This window comes from Bifidobacterium aquikefiri (assembly GCF_002259795.1).
Classification (GTDB): domain Bacteria; phylum Actinomycetota; class Actinomycetes; order Actinomycetales; family Bifidobacteriaceae; genus Bombiscardovia; species Bombiscardovia aquikefiri.
In genome coordinates, this window is record NZ_MWXA01000005.1 from 293672 (window position 1) to 312519 (window position 18848).

Here is an 18848-nt window from a genome sequence, read left to right on the forward strand (position 1 = left end):
AAGCCGCCTGTTACAAGGCGGCTTTGCACTCACGCGTGTCCGCTGTTGTACTCCTTGCTATGCGCGGAAACGCTCTGCATACTGAGCATTCAACTGATTCTCCCGCTGAATGCGAGTCTGCTGAAATTCATGGAACAAACCATTGAGCGTTCGAGCCGTCACATTGTTCTGATCAGGGCCAAGAATGAATTCTCGGGCAGCCTTGGGAGTATTCGCCTTCACATAGGACTGCGCCTTGCTCACGGCCACGACCCCTATTGCGACGCCTAGGCCGATCCAGAATAATCGTTTGACCATGTCTTACTCCTCGGTAACGTGTGTTGCTGCTGCAGGTGTATCGGCTGCTAGATCCGATGTGGCAAATGTCGGCTGCGTTGCTGAAGACTTACTGTGCTTCTTACGCGACATAAACGACGTTGCCGTTGTTTTGGCAGCGTAGAAAGCTGCTGCAACCTTGATGATCGGCTTTCCAAGCATGGACGTATACAGATCGGTCAAAGCGCCAACATTGTTCACCGTCGTTGATGCCGCCGATGAAATCTTGTTCACGTCTGCGAGCGTATCATTCACCTGTTTCACGGTCGTTGTAGTCTCATCGATGGTCGGCATGACATGATCACCCGCCTGTTTCACAGTGTCGGATATCTGATCAAGCAGTCTGCCCAGTCGGATGAGTGGATAAATCAAAAAACCTGCCAGGACCGCAAAAGCGATGGCAGCAATAAGACCGGCGATTTCACCAACACCCATACCCCTACCTCTTTCTCAGTTAAATCTCGTACTCGCTCAAGGCTACCACCACGAATCGAAGTAGCCTGCTTTGACCCGTCAATTTCATGTCTCAGCATGATTGTTCATGATGCATATGAGTGAATAGTGATCTGTTGTCTCCCTTGGTTTGCCATGGTGCACACCACATCAATATCTCAAGTGTTTCATTGATTGTATGAAATGATGGAAAGAGCGTGCTCAATATCCTTGCTGGTATCGAAATCCAATCGAGTAACGCTACCATTGTGTGGTCTTTCACTGAGGTCGTAGCCTTGAGGGGCAAAGCGATGCATGATGCTGAGCAAGGTATTGCCATGCGAAATCAACAGCACGTGATCGCCGTCCTGCAGCTTGGGATAGCTTGCAATAACAGAGAAACCGCCTTCAATGCGCTTCCAATATTCGGCATCGGATTCTGCATCATGAAATGGATCTGCCTGCTTGAGAAAGTCCTTCGTTGCCGAAAGCCCGAAATGCTCAACAATCGCGTTGTAGGAACCAGCTCCATGGGGTGCACCTGCAGCCCACCATGCCGTTGCCATGTCCTGGCCTTCAAAATACCCATAGAACTGCTCACGGAAGTGCATGTCCTGAATCACGTTGGGTTGATTGACCTGAGCCGTATTCTTCTTGAGAATTGTAAAGGCCGTTGTTGCAGCCCGTGTGGTATCTGAACAGAATGCAGCCGCGAAAGCAACGTGTTTCAGTTTTTCTGCAGCATTTTCGGCGTCCTGATAACCACTTTCAGTCAGCGGAGAATTGGACCAACCCTGAAGACGGTTATATCTATTGAAATATGTTTGACCGTGTCGAACCAGATGCAAATGAAGAATCATACCTCCATTATTGCACCGCACGAACTGTTTGTTTGGTGAAGTGATGGCGGACTGGCTGTTATCACTCGGCTTCGTCGTGCACAATAATAGATATGGGACATTTCATAGGACGTTGGTTCACTCTTACCGTTGCTGCTGGAGTTATGGTATGGCTTTTGCCCGGAACCGTTATCATCGGGTCGAGCAATGTGCTGGCATTGCTCAGCTTTGCCTTGTTCATGGCGCTGATTAACGCCTCAATCAAGCCCATTGTGCATGTGCTTGCACTTCCGATAACGATTCTGACTCTAGGCCTTGCTGCACTGGTGATAAACGTCATCTTCATGGAGCTTGCCTCTTGGCTTTCTCTGGCAATCTTCCATACTGGCGTTTATATCGCGGGTTTCTGGTGGGCCGTCATCGGAGGCTTCATCATGATGGTCGTCAACGGCATCGTCAGCGCAATCATCGGTGATTAACCATTCATAGGAAGCATTGTTCAGACACGATTTTGAGTTTTGTTGCCTTTCTTTGGGGTCAAAGCTCAAAAACGCTGATATGGCGAACAGATGAAGCCAAAAAGTGGCATTGATACTTTCGAATTGCCACAAAACTCGCAATCTCGAATACACAATCTCGAATACACAGTGGCGTTGGCATGGGGGAATTCCTCCATACCAACGCCACTGTTGACGAAAACCAGTAATCAGCGAGCGTAGTACTCGACAACGTACTGGATATTGACCTGAACTGGAATCTCTTCCGGTTCTGGCTGACGAGTCAATGTTGCCTTCAATGAAGCGAGCTCAACATCAAGGTATCCTGGGACTGCAGGAAGAACATCGCGGTGGACGCCTTCGGCTGCGATCTGGAATGGAACGGTGGTCTGGCTCTTTGGCTTGACCTGAATGGTCTGGCCAGGACGAACGTGGTAGCTAGGACGATCAACGATGTTGCCATCAACAAGAATGTGACGGTGAACGACGTACTGACGAGCCTGAGCTGTGGTGCGGGCAATACCTGCACGAAGAACCAAAGCATCGAGACGGCACTCAAGGTCACGCATCATGGCGTTACCAGTCTGGCCTGCCTCATGGGTACCCTTCTCGTATACTGCACGAAGCTGCTTCTCCGAAACGCCATACTGAGCGCGCAGACGCTGCTTCTCACGCAGACGAACGGCATAATCCGATTCGGTGCGACGACGTGTGCGGCCATGCTCGCCTGGAGCATATGGACGCTTTTCAAAAATGCGCTGAGCCTTAGGCGTCAGTGCAATGCCCAGTGCGCGCGACAGGCGAACCTGACGGCGTGAACGCTGTACTTTTGTCATGTTATTCCTTATAACTTCTGTCGTTATCTGAACGAAAGGAGGATCACTCCCCCGAGTCGGCCTCTCCAATGCTTCACCGTGACAAGCACGAACGGCGCGAAACGCCGCCGACCCATTGATGGGCTATGACTCCAGATAAGTTTCCGCTGATGCGGACACCGAGAGAACAGCATACACGAAAGCATGTATAACTCTCTCTTCACCGCCGAGCGTCTCTTTGCCTCGTCTATTGCTCAGCATTGATGCATCGGCATTCCCATACACTCAGAGCTTTTCGATCGGTGCCATGCGCAGCAGCAGACGCTTGACACCATCGCTACCGAAGTCAACGGTGATTATTGAGTTTGGACCTTTGTCATGGAGTTCAGTCACCGTTCCAAGACCATATTTATCGTGCGCTATTTTATCTCCTACGGCGAAGTCCTCGACCCTCAATCCAGACTTGTTTGTCACCGACGGACTGGATGTGGTCGAGTGCAATCCCAAAGGCTTCGAACCCGCCGCTGCAGCCGTGGAACGTCGCCTTGTCGTCACGCCTGATGAATGACTGCCAGCCTGTCTCGAAGAGGCATTGCCGTACGAACCATATGAGGAACCACCGGAACGACGGCCTGAGCCATACGATGAACCATATCTTGAACCATACGATGCTGTCGAAGACCCAAATGCCGAACCGCCATTGCGTGACGAGCCACGACGAGATTCATGGAAATGTGCGGATCCATCTGCAGCTCCAAATGCCGGGGAGAAATCATCGTCTTCAAAGCCGCCAAATTCATCGTCATCGCCATGACCCCAAGAATTCTGCATTCTCTCCATGTTCGATTCCCGACGCTTCCAGTCAATCAGCTGCTCTGGAATGTCATCCAGGAATTGGCTGGGAAGCATGTCATTCGACTGTCCCCACTGCGATCGCACCGAGGCGCGTGTCAGATACAACATTCTCCTGGCGCGGGTTATGCCAACATACGCGAGACGGCGCTCTTCCGCAAGCTCAGATGAATCCTCCAGGCTCCTCGAATGTGGGAAGGTGCCCTGTTCCATTCCGGTCAGGAACACGACTGGGTATTCCAAGCCCTTGGCAGTGTGCAAGGTCATCAAGGTCACCTTGCCAGAATCCTCGGATTCGGAGGGAAGCTGGTCGGAGTCTGCGACGAGCGCAGTGGTCTCCAGGAAGGACTGCAAGGTCGCATCTGGTGTATTCTGCTCGAATTCCGCAGCGACTGACTGGAGCTGCGAAAGATTCTCGACCCGTGATGCATCCTGAGGATCCTCGGACTGCTTCAGAGAGCTCAAAAGCCCCGACTTATCAAGCATTTCACCAACGATTTCCGATGGTTTCCTAGATGACTGTGATATTCCACGCAAATCATTCATCAGATCTCTGAATTCAGCCAGCTTCGTCGCCGTGCGTTTGGGAACATCGGAAATCTCCCCAACATGAGATACTCCCGACCAGAAGCTTGCCCCATGCGATGCAGCGTATTCTGTGACAATACCCTCAGCCCTTGGGCCGAGTCCTCGTTTCGGGACATTCAGAATGCGCCTCATATTCACATCATCATCAGGATTCTCTATGGCCTGAAGGTAGGCAAGTGCGTCCTTGATCTCGCGCCGTTCATAGAATCTGGTGCCACCAACCAATTGGTATGGAATGCCTGCGTTGATCAGCGCTTCCTCCAGTGAACGCGACTGGGCGTTCGCACGGTACATGATGGCAACATCCGAATACGAGATGCCCTGCTCTCCTGCAAGTCTCGCAATCTCTGTGGAAATCCAGGCAGCCTCCTGCTGCGCATTGTCGGCAGCGTAGCCGACGATCTGGCTGCCCTTGCCAAGCGCGGTCCAGAGTTTCTTAGGCTTGCGATCCTCGTTCTTGCTGATGACGGCATTCGCCGCATCGAGAATTGTCTGCGTCGAGCGATAGTTCTGCTCGAGCATGATGGTCTTCGCCTGTGGAAAATCCTTTTCGAAATCACGGATGTTGCTGATGTCCGCACCACGGAAGGCATAGATGGATTGATCGGAATCGCCAACGACCGTAACCCATGCAGGTCCGGTTTTCCCGGCGCCTATGGCCGTGGGTGAAACTCGTTCATCGCCGTCGATTCCAGCGAGCTCACGTATCAAGACATATTGGGCATGATTGGTGTCCTGATATTCATCGACCAGAACGTAGCGGAACTTATGCCGATAATAATCCGCAACCATCGAATCGCTGCGCAGCAATTCAACGGTTCGGACAATCAGATCGTCAAAGTCGACGGCATTGGCCATGGCAAGACGATGCTCATATTCCGCATAGAGCACTGAATAGAGTTCCTCGACATTGCCGAAACGTCCTATCGAATGAGCGCGATCCCCGGGATGAAAGTCCGGCGCATATTCGCGGAGTTGAGACTTCCAGTCCTGCAGATTGTTCTTATAATCCGAGATTCTGCTCAACACGGCCCGTGGAGTGTAGCGTTTGACATCAACGTTGAATTCCGTTTCGATCATTTTCACCAGGCGCTCCGAATCCGCGGAATCATAGATTGAGAAGCCTGACTTCAAACCGATAGACTTTCCATCACGCCGCAAGATGCGGACGCATGCCGAATGGAACGTTGATACCCACATGCGCTGGGCGACCGGTCCAATCAGATGCTGAAGACGCTCGCGCATTTCCGCCGCAGCCTTGTTGGTGAATGTAATTGCAAGAATCTGACTCGGCCAAGCTCCTATCTGGCTCAGAATCCAAGCGATTCTGCGAGTAAGTACGCGTGTCTTGCCGGATCCGGCACCCGCTCCTATCAGCAATGCGCCACCATTGTATTGCACTGCCTGTGCTTGTTGAGGATTGAGGTCTCCAATGAGTTCCTCAGCTCGCCGTTGAATGACATCGGGGTCAGAAATCACAACATATCCCTTCCTGCGTTGATTTCAGCATGAATTATGATGCATCTGGACTCATGAAATGCTCGCTCAACCAATCTAAGCCGTTCATTGTGAACTCGCTAAAGTACAACCGACATTTTTTGAGCCGTATCGGGCTCAAAACACATAATTCTGTCAGTCTATACTTCAGCGAGTTCACAATGAACAGTATCGATCGAGATTACAGCCACATGAAGTCTTTATAAAACGTCGAAAATGACGATTATTCCCACTCGATCGTTGCTGGCGGCTTTGACGTGATATCGAGCGCAACTCGGTTGATGCCCTTGCATTCATTGGTGATGCGATTGGATATTTCTCCGAGAACATCATAGGGAACATGCGACCAATCTGCGGTCATGGCATCCTCCGAACTCACTGGACGCAGGATGATAGGCGAACCATAGGTGCGCTCATCCCCCTGCACTCCCACCGAATGCACATGTGCAAGCAGCACGACCGGACACTGCCAGATGGTTCTGTCCAATCCAGCCTTGGTAAGTTCCTCACGAGCAATGGCATCGGCCTCGCGCAAGGTTTCAAGTCTCTCCCGCGTGATGTCTCCTATGATGCGGATACCCAGACCAGGACCAGGGAAAGGCTGACGCCAGACAATCTCATCCGGCAATCCCAGCTCAGTGCCGATTGCACGAACCTCATCCTTGAACAGGGTGCGAAGAGGTTCTATCAGCTTGAAATCGAGATCCTTGGGCAGCCCACCAACATTGTGATGCGACTTGATGTTCGCCGCGCCATCGCCGCCACCCGATTCCACGACATCGGGATACAGCGTCCCCTGAACCAGGAACTTGACCTTCTCGCCCTTCTCACCGGCCTTGGCAACGATGTCCCGAGCGGCTTTCTCAAAGGTACGAATGAAACGTTCACCTATGATTTTGCGCTTGCGCTCAGGCTCACTCACACCCTTCAACGCGGAAAGAAAATCTTCCGATGCGTCAACGGCAATGAGCTTGATTCCCGTTGCCTTGACGAAATCGTGCTTGACCTGTTCTACCTCGCCCTTGCGCAGCAGACCATGATCCACGAAGACGCAAGTCAGCTGGTCGCCGATGGCACGATGCACCAAAGCGGCAGCAACCGCAGAATCGACTCCGCCTGAGAGTCCGCAGATGACCTGGTGCCTACCCACCTGTGCCTTGATCTTTTCGATCTGTTCGTCAATGATGTTGGATGCATTCCAATCCGATGGAAGTCCGGCGCATTCATGGAGGAAGGAATTGATGAGTTCCTGACCGTGAACCGTGTGCTTCACCTCTGGATGCCATTGCACACCGTAAAGTTGTCGGGAGGTGTCTTCCATGGCTGCAACGGGAGCGGATGCCGTCTGTGCAAGCACCTTGAAGCCCTGAGGAGCCGTTTCGACTGCAACACCGTGGCTCATCCAAGTGGTCTGGGTGCGTGGAGAATCGTGCAGCAAACCTTCCGGGGCACTCACCGTAACTTCCGTCTTGCCATATTCTCCGGTTGCCGCTCGATCAACATTGCCGCCAAGCTCATGTGCCATGACTTGGAATCCATAACAGATGCCAAGCACGGGCACCCCCGCGTTGAATATGGAAGGATCTATGTCTGGAGCTCCGGGTTCGTATACCGATGCAGGACCGCCAGAAAGAATGATTGCACGAGGATCCTTGGCCAGCATCTCGTTCACTGGCATCGAATGAGGCACCAACTCGGAATACACGTGCGCCTCACGCACCCTGCGCGCGATGAGTTGAGCGTATTGTGCACCGAAATCCACAACCAGAACTGGGCCCTTAGCCATAAACACTCCAAACCGTTAACCGTATATATATAGGTATGCTGCACACAGATGCCCGAGGCAGCTAACCATAACCATAGTTGAGCAACCATACTTGATGAACGTGGCGAAACGATCGTAACCGTGTGCACGATACCAAGCAAACGGGCGAAGTCGAGCAATGCGTGGCATGGCTCGCAATCCACTCGCACACACCTATGTATTATGTGGTCCGTTTGCGACATACAGTTCCATGTTCATTAGTCGCAACATTTTTGTTCGAAACTGTTCATTCCGTCGGAACATGAAGTCAACACGCCGTTAAAAAAGGGACTGCACAGACGATCGTAGCGATTCTCGATAAGAAAAAACCGTATACGATAAGCTTCCAATGCCTGTATTCCGCCCTTATTGCAAGCTCATAAACCTAACAGAAACAAGCGCATTGCGAACAACATCTAACATTCACGATAAAAAACGTCCAAAAGTCGTCTCTACCTCGTAGCATGAGTGGCATTGGGAATGAGAACATCCTGGCATCATAACGAGGTGGTAATCAATGCCCACAACAAATAATCAATCGCACAACACAGTGCAGGAGTACAGGAGTACATATGACGAATCCTGTTATTGGCACCCCTTGGAAGAAGCTGGAAAACCCAGTATCCGAGGAGACTTTGGAAGCCGTCGATAGGTATTGGCGCGCAGCTAACTACCTCTCTATCGGCCAGATTTACCTTCGCAGCAACCCGCTTATGAAGGAGCCTTTCACTCGGGACGACGTGAAGTACCGTCTCGTTGGTCACTGGGGCACAACACCAGGCCTTAACTTCCTTATCGGGCACATCAACAGACTCATTGCTGAGCATCAGCAGAACACCGTGATTATCATGGGACCTGGCCACGGCGGCCCAGCGGGCACGGCCCAGTCCTACCTCGACGGAACGTACACCGAGTACTATCCGCAGATCACGAACGATGAGTCCGGCATGCAGAAGTTCTTCCGTCAGTTCTCTTATCCTGGCGGCATTCCTTCTCACTTTGCACCTGAGACTCCTGGTTCGATCCATGAAGGTGGAGAGCTCGGATATGCACTGTCACACGCCTATGGCGCCGTGATGAACAACCCAAGCCTCTTCGTCCCAGCTATCGTCGGCGACGGCGAAGCCGAAACGGGCCCTCTGGCCACCGGTTGGCAGTCCAACAAGCTTGTGAACCCACGCACCGACGGCATCGTTCTGCCAATCCTGCACCTCAACGGATACAAGATTGCCAACCCGACGATTCTTTCCCGTATTTCCGACGAAGAGCTGCATGACTTCTTCCACGGCATGGGATATGAGCCATACGAGTTCGTCGCAGGATTCGATGACGAGGATCATCTCTCGATTCACCGTCGTTTCGCCGATCTCTTCGAGACCGTGTTCGACGAAATCTGCGAGATCAAGGCCACCGCGCAAACCGACGACATGACTCGTCCGTTCTACCCGATGATTATCTTCCGCACGCCAAAGGGCTGGACCTGCCCGAAGTTCATCGACGGCAAGAAGACCGAAGGTTCATGGCGCGCACACCAGGTTCCTCTGGTTTCCGCCCGCGACACCGAGGCTCACTTCGAGATCCTCAAGAACTGGCTCGAAAGCTACAAGCCTGCCGAGCTGTTCGATGAGAACGGATCGGTCCGCGCCGACGTCACCAGCTTCATGCCTGAGGGCGAACTGCGTATCGGCCAGAACCCGAACGCCAATGGCGGACGCATTCGCGAAGATCTCAAGCTTCCTAACCTCGACGACTATGCAGTTCGCGAGGTCGAGAAGTATGGTCACGGCTGGGGACAGCTTGAGGCGACACGTCGTCTTGGTGTCTACACCCGCGACATCATCAAGCTCAATCCTGATTCATTCCGTATCTTCGGACCAGACGAGACCGCTTCCAATCGTCTCTCGGCGGCTTATGAAGTTACCGACAAGCAGTGGGATGCCGGTTACCTCTCAAAGCAGGTCGACGAGCACATGTCCGTCAGCGGTCAGGTCACTGAGCAGCTCTCCGAACACCAGATGGAAGGCTTCCTCGAAGGCTACCTGCTCACCGGCCGTCATGGCATCTGGAGCTCCTATGAGTCCTTCGTCCATGTGATTGATTCCATGTTGAACCAGCACGCCAAGTGGCTTGAGGCGACAGTTCGTGAGATTCCTTGGCGCAAGCCGATTTCCTCGATGAACTTGCTTGTCAGCTCCCACGTATGGCGTCAGGATCACAATGGCTTCAGCCACCAGGATCCGGGCGTGGTCGACATCCTGCTCAACAAGAACTTCAACAACGACCACGTCGTTGGAATCTACTTCCCAGCAGATTCCAACCTCCTGCTCGCCGTTGCAGAGCGCGCCTACAAGTCGACGAACAAGATCAACGCGATCATCGCCGGCAAGCAGCCAGCCGCCACATGGGTCTCCCTCGACGAGGCTCGTGCAGAGCTGGAGAAGGGTGCCGCTGAGTGGAAGTGGGCTTCCAACGTCGATAGCAATGACGACGTAGATGTTGTGCTCGGTTGCGCGGGCGACGTTCCTACCCAGGAAATTCTCGCTGCCGCAGACAAGCTCAACAAGTTGGGCGTCAAGTTCAAGGTCGTCAACGTTGTGGATCTGTTGAAGATTCAGAACGCCTCCGAGAACAATGAAGCCCTCTCCGATGCAGAGTTCACTGATCTGTTCACCGCTGACAAGCCTGTCCTCTTCGCATATCACGCATATGCTCGTGAGATTCGCAGCCTTATCTGGGATCGTCCAAACCACGACAACTTCAATGTTCACGGCTACGAGGAGCAAGGTTCCACAACCACTCCATACGACATGGTTCGTGTCAACAACATCGATCGTTACGAGCTCACCGCCGAGGCACTGCGTGCAGTCGACGCAGACAAGTTCTCCGACGAAATCGACAAGCTCGAACAATTCCGCAAGGATGCGTTCCAGTTCGCGGTTGACAAGGGCTATGACCACCCTGACTACACCGACTGGGTGTGGCCAGATGTCAAGACCGACGTTCCTGGAGCGGTCACCGCTACTGCAGCAACTGCAGGAGACAACGAGTAGTTTTTATCTGCAACTCACCAGAAAGCCCCGAATCCAACGATTCGGGGCTTTCCCGTATACATGCCGCTCCGCAATCTCATAAGCTCGCAATCTCATAAAGCATTCGGAATCATTTTTACAATAGATAAAATTTCGAGATATCAGTAATGAAGTACATATAGACTGGATGCAAACACAACACGTGAACACGCCAATTGAGATTATTGGATTACAATTTGCTGTGGAACCATGCACATTGTAGTCATGGCTTAACCTAATCTCGAAGAGGAGAGACCATTGAGTCTTACAACCAGCTTCACCCTATTGAGTCCTGAATCGGCAAACGGTCGCAACGTTGTTGCTTATGGCTTGGTCAATCTGTTGTCACACCACAAAAGAACGGCTGTTTTCCGCCCAATCGCCTGCCGTCATGAACAGTTCACCAACGATTTGATTGAAGCCACGGGAAACGACTTATCACTCGACAACGTCCGTGCCACCTGCCCCAAAGAGGCCCGACAAGACAGCGACAAGGCAAGAGGCACCATCGTGTCTGCCTATTATCATCTGCTGAGCACCTACACTCCAGAAATCACCGTCATCGTTGGCACAGACAAATCAAAGATCGCCGATCCGACGCTGTTTAGCCTCAATGCAGAGATAGCCGCAGATTTGAAATCCCCCGTGGTACTGGCCGTCTGCTCCATCGGCAGAACCGCCAAGCAGCTACTTGAAACCGTCAAGGCGCATATCAAGGCAGTGCAACAGGCAGGCAGCGCTGTAGTGGCATTGTTCATCACTGGCTGTACCGAAGACAATCTCGATGAAATGAAAGAGGCCGTACTCCCCCTCGATCTTCCAGCATGGTCCATTCCCGCCGTTTCCATCGAAGCTGGCAATGCCGAAGATCTAGGCAATGCACTTCAAGCCTTCAACAGCAATGTTGATAGCGATGCGATCCTTTCAGCTCTTGCATGCCCAGCAGCCCTTTCCGAAACTCCATGTTCATTCCAGTTCGGTCTCCTGACCAAGGCTCAGGAAACCCGCAAAACAATAGTCCTTCCAGAAGGTGAAGACGATAGGATCATCAGATCCGCGGACTTTTTGCTCTCTCGCTCGATTGTTGATTTGATCATTGTCGGTGAACGAGACGAGATTCTTGCTCGAGGCAAGAAACTGGGACTGCTGAATCTTGATCACGCAAAATTCCAATCCATGAATGATGAAACCATGTTGGAAACCATGGCATCAAAGCTGTGCGAACTCCGAGCGAAAAAAGGCATGACCGAAGAAAAGGCTCGTCTTGCGCTGAAGGATGCCTCATATTTCGGTACCATGCTTGTCGTTCTTGGACTTGCCGATGGCCTTGTTTCAGGCGCCATCAATTCAACGGCAAATACTGTCCGCCCTGCCTTGCAGCTCATTAAGACAAAACCCAATGCTTCAATCGTTTCCGGTGCATTCCTGATGTGTTTCAGGGATCACGTGGCTGTATTCGCTGATTGTGCCATCAATCTCAATCCGAATCCCGAACAATTGGCCGATATAGCCGCTCAGTCCGCCGAAACTGCTCGAGCATTCGGCATCGACCCCAAGGTTGGCATGCTCTCGTATTCAACCCTTGGCTCTGGAAAGGGACCCGATGTCGATCTGGTCGAGGAAGCCACGTCAATCCTGCACGAGAAGGAGCCCGACTTGCCTGTCGTTGGCCCCATCCAGTTCGATGCTGCGTGGTCACCTGAAGTTGCAGCATCAAAGGCCAAAGGCAATCCTGTCGCCGGGCATGTGAATGTATTCATATTCCCGAACCTGAGTGCCGGGAACATTGCATACAAGGCCGTGCAGCGCTCTTCGGGAGCTGTCGCTGTCGGACCGATTCTGCAGGGTCTCAACAAGCCGGTCAATGATCTCTCCCGCGGTGCCTTGGTGGAAGACATCATCAACACGGTCGCCCTCACAGCAATTTCTGCGTGAACTGACTTCACATTGCACACACTCAAAGCAGCGCAGCAAACGATTCTCGGAGGTTGTACAGTCGCCATGAACTTTAGTCATAGCGACTCGACTTGTTTCCCCCAGCGAGTAGTCTGAAACGGCAGGGAGCAGTAGCTCCATATCATCACATCAGGAGGATGCCACAATGGCAAAAACCGTCCTTGTTATCAATTCAGGTTCGAGTTCCATCAAATATCAGCTCGTTGACCTTGAAAGCGGAGAGGGACTTGCCTCTGGCCTCGTCGAGAAGATCGGCGAACCGTCAGATGGTCATTACAAGCACGAATTCAATGGAGAAAAGCACGAGCTCGAAGAACCAATTCCAGATCACGAAGTTGGTTTGAAACGCGTTCTTGGTTTCTTCGAAGAGTATGGCCCAAGCTTGAAGAACTCGGGCATCGTTGCCGTTGGTCACCGCGTCGTTCAGGGCGGATCCGTATTCCCAAAGCCAGCCTTGGTCACCGACAAGACCATCGCCCAGGTCAAGAACCTTGCCGTTCTTGCACCTCTGCACAATGGCCCTGAGGCGACGGGTGCCGAAGTTATGCGCGCCCTTCTGCCAGATACCCCTCAGGTATTCGTGTTCGATAGTTCCTTCTTCTTCCAGCTGCCAAAGTATGCCAGCACCTATGCATTGAACAAGGAAATCGCCGACCAATATCATATTCGTCGTTACGGCGCCCACGGCACCAGCCACGAATATGTCGGTTCACAGGTTCCAGATTTAATTGGCAAGCCTGCCGAAGGACTGAAGCAGATCGTGCTCCATATCGGCAACGGTGCTTCGGCCTCCGCTCAGATTTCCGGAAAGCCAGTCGAGACATCCATGGGTCTGACCCCACTCGAAGGTCTCGTCATGGGTGGACGCACAGGCGATATCGATCCAGCCGTCGTCTTCCATCTCATTCGCAACGCGCACATGAGCGTCGACGAGCTTGATACCCTCTTCAACAAGCACTCAGGATTGATGGGCATGACCGGTCACGGCGATATGCGCGAAATTCACAAGATGATTGCCGCTGGCGATGAAAATGCCAAGCTGGCTCTTGATGTCTACGTACACCGCATCGTTGGCTACATCGGCAATTACGCTGCCCAGATGGGTGGAGTAGATGTCATCACATTCACTGCAGGCGTTGGCGAGAATGATGAGATTGTGCGTCGCATGGTTGCTCACAAACTCTCCCCGTTCGGTGTGAAACTTGACGAGAAGAAGAATGATACGCGTTCCAAGGAACCACGAATCATTTCTGAACCAGACAGCAAGATCACGCTCTGCATCATTCCAACCAATGAAGAACTCTCCATCGCACGCCAGTCCGCAACGATTGCAGATCAGGGCGACTCCTATGGCAACACCTTCACCAAGTAAGTTGTTGCAACGAATCCACTAGTTGAAACCCGTCTCAGTGCTTGATATGACTCGCATTGAGACGGGTTTTTTCTATCATGTGAAATTCGCGGACTGCTCCTGAGCGGAGCATAGCGGAGTCGAGAGATCCCATCTCAGCGATGCCGACGGATGAGATCCCTCGGCTCTGCTCGGGATGACGGGAAGGAATGCAGCTCGAAATGACGGGAGAGGAGCATGGCATCAACTGGAACGAATTACACACCAGCGAAGACTAAAAGCCACGCTCCTGCCTATAACCCCGTTTCTCTGATGGTCACTGCGACAGTTTATCGGTCTTGCGCCACTGTTCGATGCCAAATTTGATGAAGAGAGCGAAGACATAGAACACTACGATTGCAGCGACAACGGTTTCGACTTTCTGAACGGTGAAAAGCCAGGTTGGAACCAACCAGCCGACACCACGAAACAGTGAAAGAGATTTGAGCAGGGCGGTTGCCGTGATCACGAAAGGAAATGTCATCGCCGCATATGATGGCGCGAAGGGCAGACGCAGCAGAGCAGGCATCTGGGTCAATACAAAGGCGAAGAGCAACTGTGCGCAGATAACCATGATCAGAACGAATACCGGGTTGGGATGTGTTTCGGCTGTAGTATAGCCAGCGATCGAGAGGCTCATAGGCGCCGCATAGATGGCGATGGTCGGACGAGCGGCTTGTGCCACGGGAATCTTGGCCATGCGCAGGGTTACCACGACGAATGTGACTGCATAGAACACGAATCCGCACCAGAAGATGATAAGACCGAATGCTTGCTGTTCTACGGGCTGTGACGTCGCTGATGCTACGACAATGCCGACGAATCCCACGAACCATGTCGGGAAAACGTTCGCGAGATCGAAATGCTTGACAATGAAGCGGCTGGCGATGTGGACCATGAGCACGATGTTGCAGCTGACGGCAAAATACCATAGAGCCACGGCCAAGGTCTTGAGAATACCACCTGCTGGAGCGATGTACGACGCATACTGCATGAGTGACATGAGAATGGTCGCCGAGACAGGCGCAACAACCGGATTTGACATATCTTCAGCCAAGACCACGCCCGGGTGCAAGAAAAATTTGGTGATGATCGTCATGAAGAGTGGAAGAGGAAGAATTCCAAAGATAATATGAAGTGCTATTGCCTGCGATGGAAACATGCCTGCCAGCAGGTTGCCCAGCGCGAGCACGGCGAGGGTCAGACCACCCTTAGGAAGCGGAATGCCTCGATGATATGCCACAATGCGTGACTCTTTACGAATTTCTTCGGATAATACGGTGAACGGGTTGCGACTTGCTAAGCCCGCGGTTTGCATGGATCGTTGTGAAATGGACATAATGATACTGTGCAACACCATTTACTATTCTTCAAATTACTAATAAAGATGTAATATATTCATGATCGGAATGTCAAATGAATAGTGCGGATTAAGGATTGCTAAGGTGCAAGCGAATGATATAAATCTCACAGTATTGAATACTCTGATTGCCGTGTTCGAAACGCGTGAATTCACCGCTGCGGCAGATGAGCTGAAAATCTCGCAATCCACCGTTTCCAAGCGCATCGCCGGATTGGAAACGGTGTTTGGGAAAGCACTATTTATTCGCCGTACCAAAGGAGAACTGCAGCCAACCGACGCTGGTCGCTCCCTGTATGCCGATGCAACACAACTTATACAGATGTGGAATACGACCGTCTATCACATGACAGAAAAGAATTTTCAGAAAACTCCATTCACTCTCCTGCTTTCACACACGGCATCGAGCACACTGCTGCCACAGCTCATTCGTGGACTGAAATCCCAACTGGATACGACAAATTTTTCAATGCGCACCATGAATTCCGATCACATCATCAGCTCCGTGGTGAACAAGAGTGCACATATGGGAATCATCGAAAAGCCCATCACCACCGATCTGGTGAATCTGAAGATACTCTGCGAAGACCAACTGGTGTTGGCCGGTGATATCACAGGCGTTACCCAGACGACCCGCGAAGACATGAAACCCAATAGTCCACACAACTCTTCATCCGCGAACGAGAAGTCTCAGCTTGCAATGGATGGAATGAAAAAACGTAAAACCAGCAATCCTGTTCACAGTGGAGTCTGGTTAGTGAGAGAGTCGGGGTCAGGGGTCAGATATTTCACCGATTTGTTCCTTCAATCTGAAGGAATATCTCCCGAGAACATCGTGGAACTCGATAGCAACGAAAAAATCAAGGCAGTGCTGTCCGCTGGCATAGGATGTACGGTGATGTCACAGAACTCAGTCCCTGCCGGTGTTACCACGCGTAAGCTCGGTACACCGTTCATCCGCAATTTCTATGCTGTCACGCCAAAAAGTGGGTTGAACCCAGCGCAACATGAAATTGCCGATACGATAGTTTCCCTATTGCAGGCGTGACTGCCATGGATCTCAAATCATTACCGCAGATATTCGAGGACCTTCGCATGCAGTTGACCGTTCGTGGCCAATCCGCAGCCACCCCAAGGCCCTGGATTGCCTTCGAGATCGGTAAATTGGCCCCCGGCTTCCGTGACGATAGGAACGAGTGCCGCCATGTCATATAGGTCGAGTTCTGGCTCAGCAGCGATATCAATCGCGCCCTGAGCCACGAGCATGTATTGCCAGAAATCGCCAAAACCGCGCAATCTCCATAGATTGTCGGTGAGTTCGATAAGTTTATCCCTATCACCCCGCTCTTTCCAACCCGATAATGACGACAACGACATTGATGCATGCTTGAGTTCGTTCACATTCGAAACATGGATCCTCGAAGCATGATCAATGTCCATTCCCATGTATGCGCCACCATCTCGCACCGCAAACCAGCGATTATGCAAGAATGGTGACGACACCACGCCGACGACCAACTCATGGTTGACTTCAAGACCGATCAGCGTCGCCCAGACGGGCACGCCACGTACAAAGTTCTTCGTCCCATCAATGGGATCGAGAATCCAGCGGCGACCCGTTGATTCAGCCTTGCCGAGTTCCTCTCCATAGACACTATCTCCAGGTCTGTTCTCTGCGATGACGTTGCGAAGCGCTCGTTCGGTCGCACGGTCGGCATCAGTGACGGGGGTGTGATCCGGCTTGTCCTCGACATGGAGATCCAGCGCACCGAAGCGTGCGGAGGTTACCTTGTCCGCAGCATTGGCCATGGAAAGCGCAAGAGTCAGATCATCGTAGTACGGATTGCCTACGAGTTCGCCAGCAAAGGATTCATGTTGATATTGTGGTCTGAAATACTCATTGTCAATGGATGAGCTGTTGGGTGAGGTCTGTGACATATTCGCTTTCATCTCCAGAAGTTGGGACGATGGATACTTTTCCCGCTGCATGTACCTGTAACGATAGTGCACTCAAGCGGACAGCGCGTTGGTCGGATCGCAGGAGAGCATATTCTTCCACATTCCGACGAAATCGGGAAGTGTCTTACGCGTGGTTTCAATGTTCTCGACCTGAATTCCACCGATGCGAAGCCCAAGCATAGCGCCAAATGTTGCCATACGATGATCGTGGTAGCTGCGAATGACCGCGCCGTGCAAACGCCGCGTATCGACCGGACGAATGATGATGCCGTCTTCCATCTCTTCCGCATCTGCCCCAACTCTTCGAATCTCAGCGACCATGGCAGCGAGACGATTGGTCTCATGCCCTCTGAGATGTGCAATTCCGAGCATTGTGGTCTTGGAATCGGCAAACGTCAGCAGTGCCGCAAGAGAGGGTGCCAACTCCCCTGCCGCTTCAAGATCGAAGTTGCCCAAGCCATGGATGTCGCCGTGTGATACGACGCGACAATATCTGATGCCTGATTCTTCCGGAAAGTCAACAGTTGCCCCCATGCGACTCAGGAATCGCGGCAGTAGACCACCAGGCTGTGTCGTTGTCTGAGGCCAGAACGGAACACTCACTGTGCCCCCAGCCAATAGTGCCGCACCCAGAAACGGCGCGGCATTGGACAAGTCGGGTTCGACGGTGAGCGATTGAGGCAGGCACAGATCCCTATGCTCCACTGTCCATGTATTGGTCTGCCTATTTGTCATAACGGTTCCGCCAGCCTTTTCAATGTCAGACACCGACATATTGATGTGTGGCAAACTCGGCAGGCTAGAACCTGAATGATGCAGTTCGATCCCGTTAGGCAGAGCGGACGCGGCAAGCAACAATCCAGAGATGAATTGCGACGAACTTGAAGAATCAATGTCGACATGATGGGCGGCAAAGTGCTGTGGAGGTGTAATCGTGAAGGGAAGAAAGCCAGTCTGGCCCGTGAAACGAATGGTTGCGCCGAGCTGCTCAAGACCATCGAGCAGCGGCTTCATCGGTCGTTCGTACGCCTGAATATCTCCGTCAAAAGTGACTGGCGCATCGGCAAACAGCGCGAGCGCTGGTAGGAATCTCATGACGGTGCCGGCCAGACCGCAAAAGATTGTTACATTCCCCTTGAACCTCAGATTGTGAGCTGCTGGCTGCAAGGATTTGTCGGGCGGAATGATTCGAACGGTCGTGGATTCTTTGGATTGCTCGTCTATGTGGACTCCGAGTTGCCTGAGTGCATCAATCATCAGGTTAGTGTCTCTTGACCGCAGCAATCCATGAATCGTAACAGGTCGTGAACTGAGCGCCGCAAGGATGAGATATCTGTTCGATAACGATTTGCTTCCTGGAATGGTGACTCTTGCATCAAGCGGTTGATTTCTGTTTGGCGCAACCCACGCAGCTTCTGGATTATCGTTCTCATGCTCGTTCATGGCTTTCATCGTAATAGAGCAGGAAGATTTTCA

The 18848-nt window shown here is 52.1% G+C and carries 14 protein-coding genes; 5 read left to right on the forward strand and 9 right to left on the reverse strand.

Features of this window, described 5'->3' with window-relative positions:
* Positions 1-57: 57 nt before the first annotated feature.
* The 3 genes from BAQU_RS05160 to BAQU_RS05170 all read right to left on the reverse strand — a co-directional run bounded on the left by BAQU_RS05160 (position 58) and on the right by BAQU_RS05170 (position 1607).
* The gene (locus BAQU_RS05160) at positions 58-297 is read right to left on the reverse strand and encodes a hypothetical protein (protein ID WP_094693336.1); all 240 of its coding nucleotides are present in this window, start codon (positions 295-297) and stop codon (positions 58-60) included.
* Between the two features lie 3 nt (positions 298-300).
* Positions 301-750: a DUF948 domain-containing protein gene (locus BAQU_RS05165; protein ID WP_094693338.1), complete on the reverse strand. Its 450-nt coding sequence runs from the start codon at positions 748-750 to the stop codon at positions 301-303.
* 185 nt (positions 751-935) lie between these two features.
* Positions 936-1607, reverse strand: coding sequence for a histidine phosphatase family protein (locus BAQU_RS05170; RefSeq protein ID WP_094693340.1), 672 nt, complete (start codon positions 1605-1607; stop codon positions 936-938).
* A 92-nt stretch (positions 1608-1699) separates the two neighbouring features.
* On the opposite strand from BAQU_RS05170, the gene BAQU_RS05175 reads away from it, so the two are divergent.
* Positions 1700-2065, forward strand: coding sequence for a phage holin family protein (locus tag BAQU_RS05175; RefSeq protein WP_094693342.1), 366 nt, complete (start codon positions 1700-1702; stop codon positions 2063-2065).
* A 227-nt stretch (positions 2066-2292) separates the two neighbouring features.
* On the opposite strand, the gene rpsD is transcribed toward BAQU_RS05175, so the two are convergent.
* From rpsD to guaA, 3 genes are all read right to left on the reverse strand, one after another.
* Positions 2293-2919 carry a 30S ribosomal protein S4 gene (gene rpsD, locus BAQU_RS05180; RefSeq protein ID WP_094693344.1) on the reverse strand — a complete coding sequence of 209 codons (627 nt, stop codon included), beginning with the start codon at positions 2917-2919 and terminating at the stop codon, positions 2293-2295.
* Between the two features lie 264 nt (positions 2920-3183).
* Entirely contained in the window at positions 3184-5817 is a 2634-nt protein-coding gene (locus BAQU_RS05185; RefSeq protein WP_094693346.1) for an ATP-dependent helicase, read from the reverse strand.
* Positions 5818-6058: 241 nt separating this feature from the next.
* Entirely contained in the window at positions 6059-7621 is a 1563-nt protein-coding gene (guaA, locus tag BAQU_RS05190) for a glutamine-hydrolyzing GMP synthase (protein ID WP_094693348.1), read from the reverse strand.
* Positions 7622-8211: 590 nt separating this feature from the next.
* On the opposite strand from guaA, the gene BAQU_RS05195 reads away from it, so the two are divergent.
* From BAQU_RS05195 to BAQU_RS05205, 3 genes are all read left to right on the forward strand, one after another.
* On the forward strand, positions 8212-10689 hold the full coding sequence (locus tag BAQU_RS05195) for a phosphoketolase (protein WP_094693350.1): 2478 nt from the start codon (positions 8212-8214) through the stop codon (positions 10687-10689).
* 276 nt (positions 10690-10965) lie between these two features.
* A complete protein-coding gene (gene pta / locus BAQU_RS05200) occupies positions 10966-12642 on the forward strand; it encodes a phosphate acetyltransferase (RefSeq protein WP_094693352.1) in 1677 nt (558 codons plus the stop codon).
* A 166-nt stretch (positions 12643-12808) separates the two neighbouring features.
* A complete protein-coding gene (locus BAQU_RS05205; RefSeq protein WP_094693354.1) occupies positions 12809-14035 on the forward strand; it encodes an acetate/propionate family kinase in 1227 nt (408 codons plus the stop codon).
* 295 nt (positions 14036-14330) lie between these two features.
* On the opposite strand, the gene BAQU_RS05210 is transcribed toward BAQU_RS05205, so the two are convergent.
* On the reverse strand, positions 14331-15296 hold the full coding sequence (locus BAQU_RS05210; protein ID WP_158215649.1) for a TDT family transporter: 966 nt from the start codon (positions 15294-15296) through the stop codon (positions 14331-14333).
* Positions 15297-15498: 202 nt separating this feature from the next.
* Here BAQU_RS05210 and BAQU_RS05215 point away from each other — a divergent pair, with 202 nt between their 5' ends.
* On the forward strand, positions 15499-16461 hold the full coding sequence (locus tag BAQU_RS05215; RefSeq protein WP_094693358.1) for a LysR family transcriptional regulator: 963 nt from the start codon (positions 15499-15501) through the stop codon (positions 16459-16461).
* Between the two features lie 20 nt (positions 16462-16481).
* Here BAQU_RS05215 and hisN read toward each other — a convergent pair whose 3' ends face one another.
* Both hisN and aroA read right to left on the reverse strand, forming a co-directional pair.
* A complete protein-coding gene (hisN, locus tag BAQU_RS05220) occupies positions 16482-17351 on the reverse strand; it encodes a histidinol-phosphatase (protein WP_094693360.1) in 870 nt (289 codons plus the stop codon).
* A gap of 72 nt (positions 17352-17423) precedes the next feature.
* Positions 17424-18815 carry a 3-phosphoshikimate 1-carboxyvinyltransferase gene (gene aroA / locus BAQU_RS05225; RefSeq protein WP_094693986.1) on the reverse strand — a complete coding sequence of 464 codons (1392 nt, stop codon included), beginning with the start codon at positions 18813-18815 and terminating at the stop codon, positions 17424-17426.
* Positions 18816-18848 lie beyond the last annotated feature (33 nt).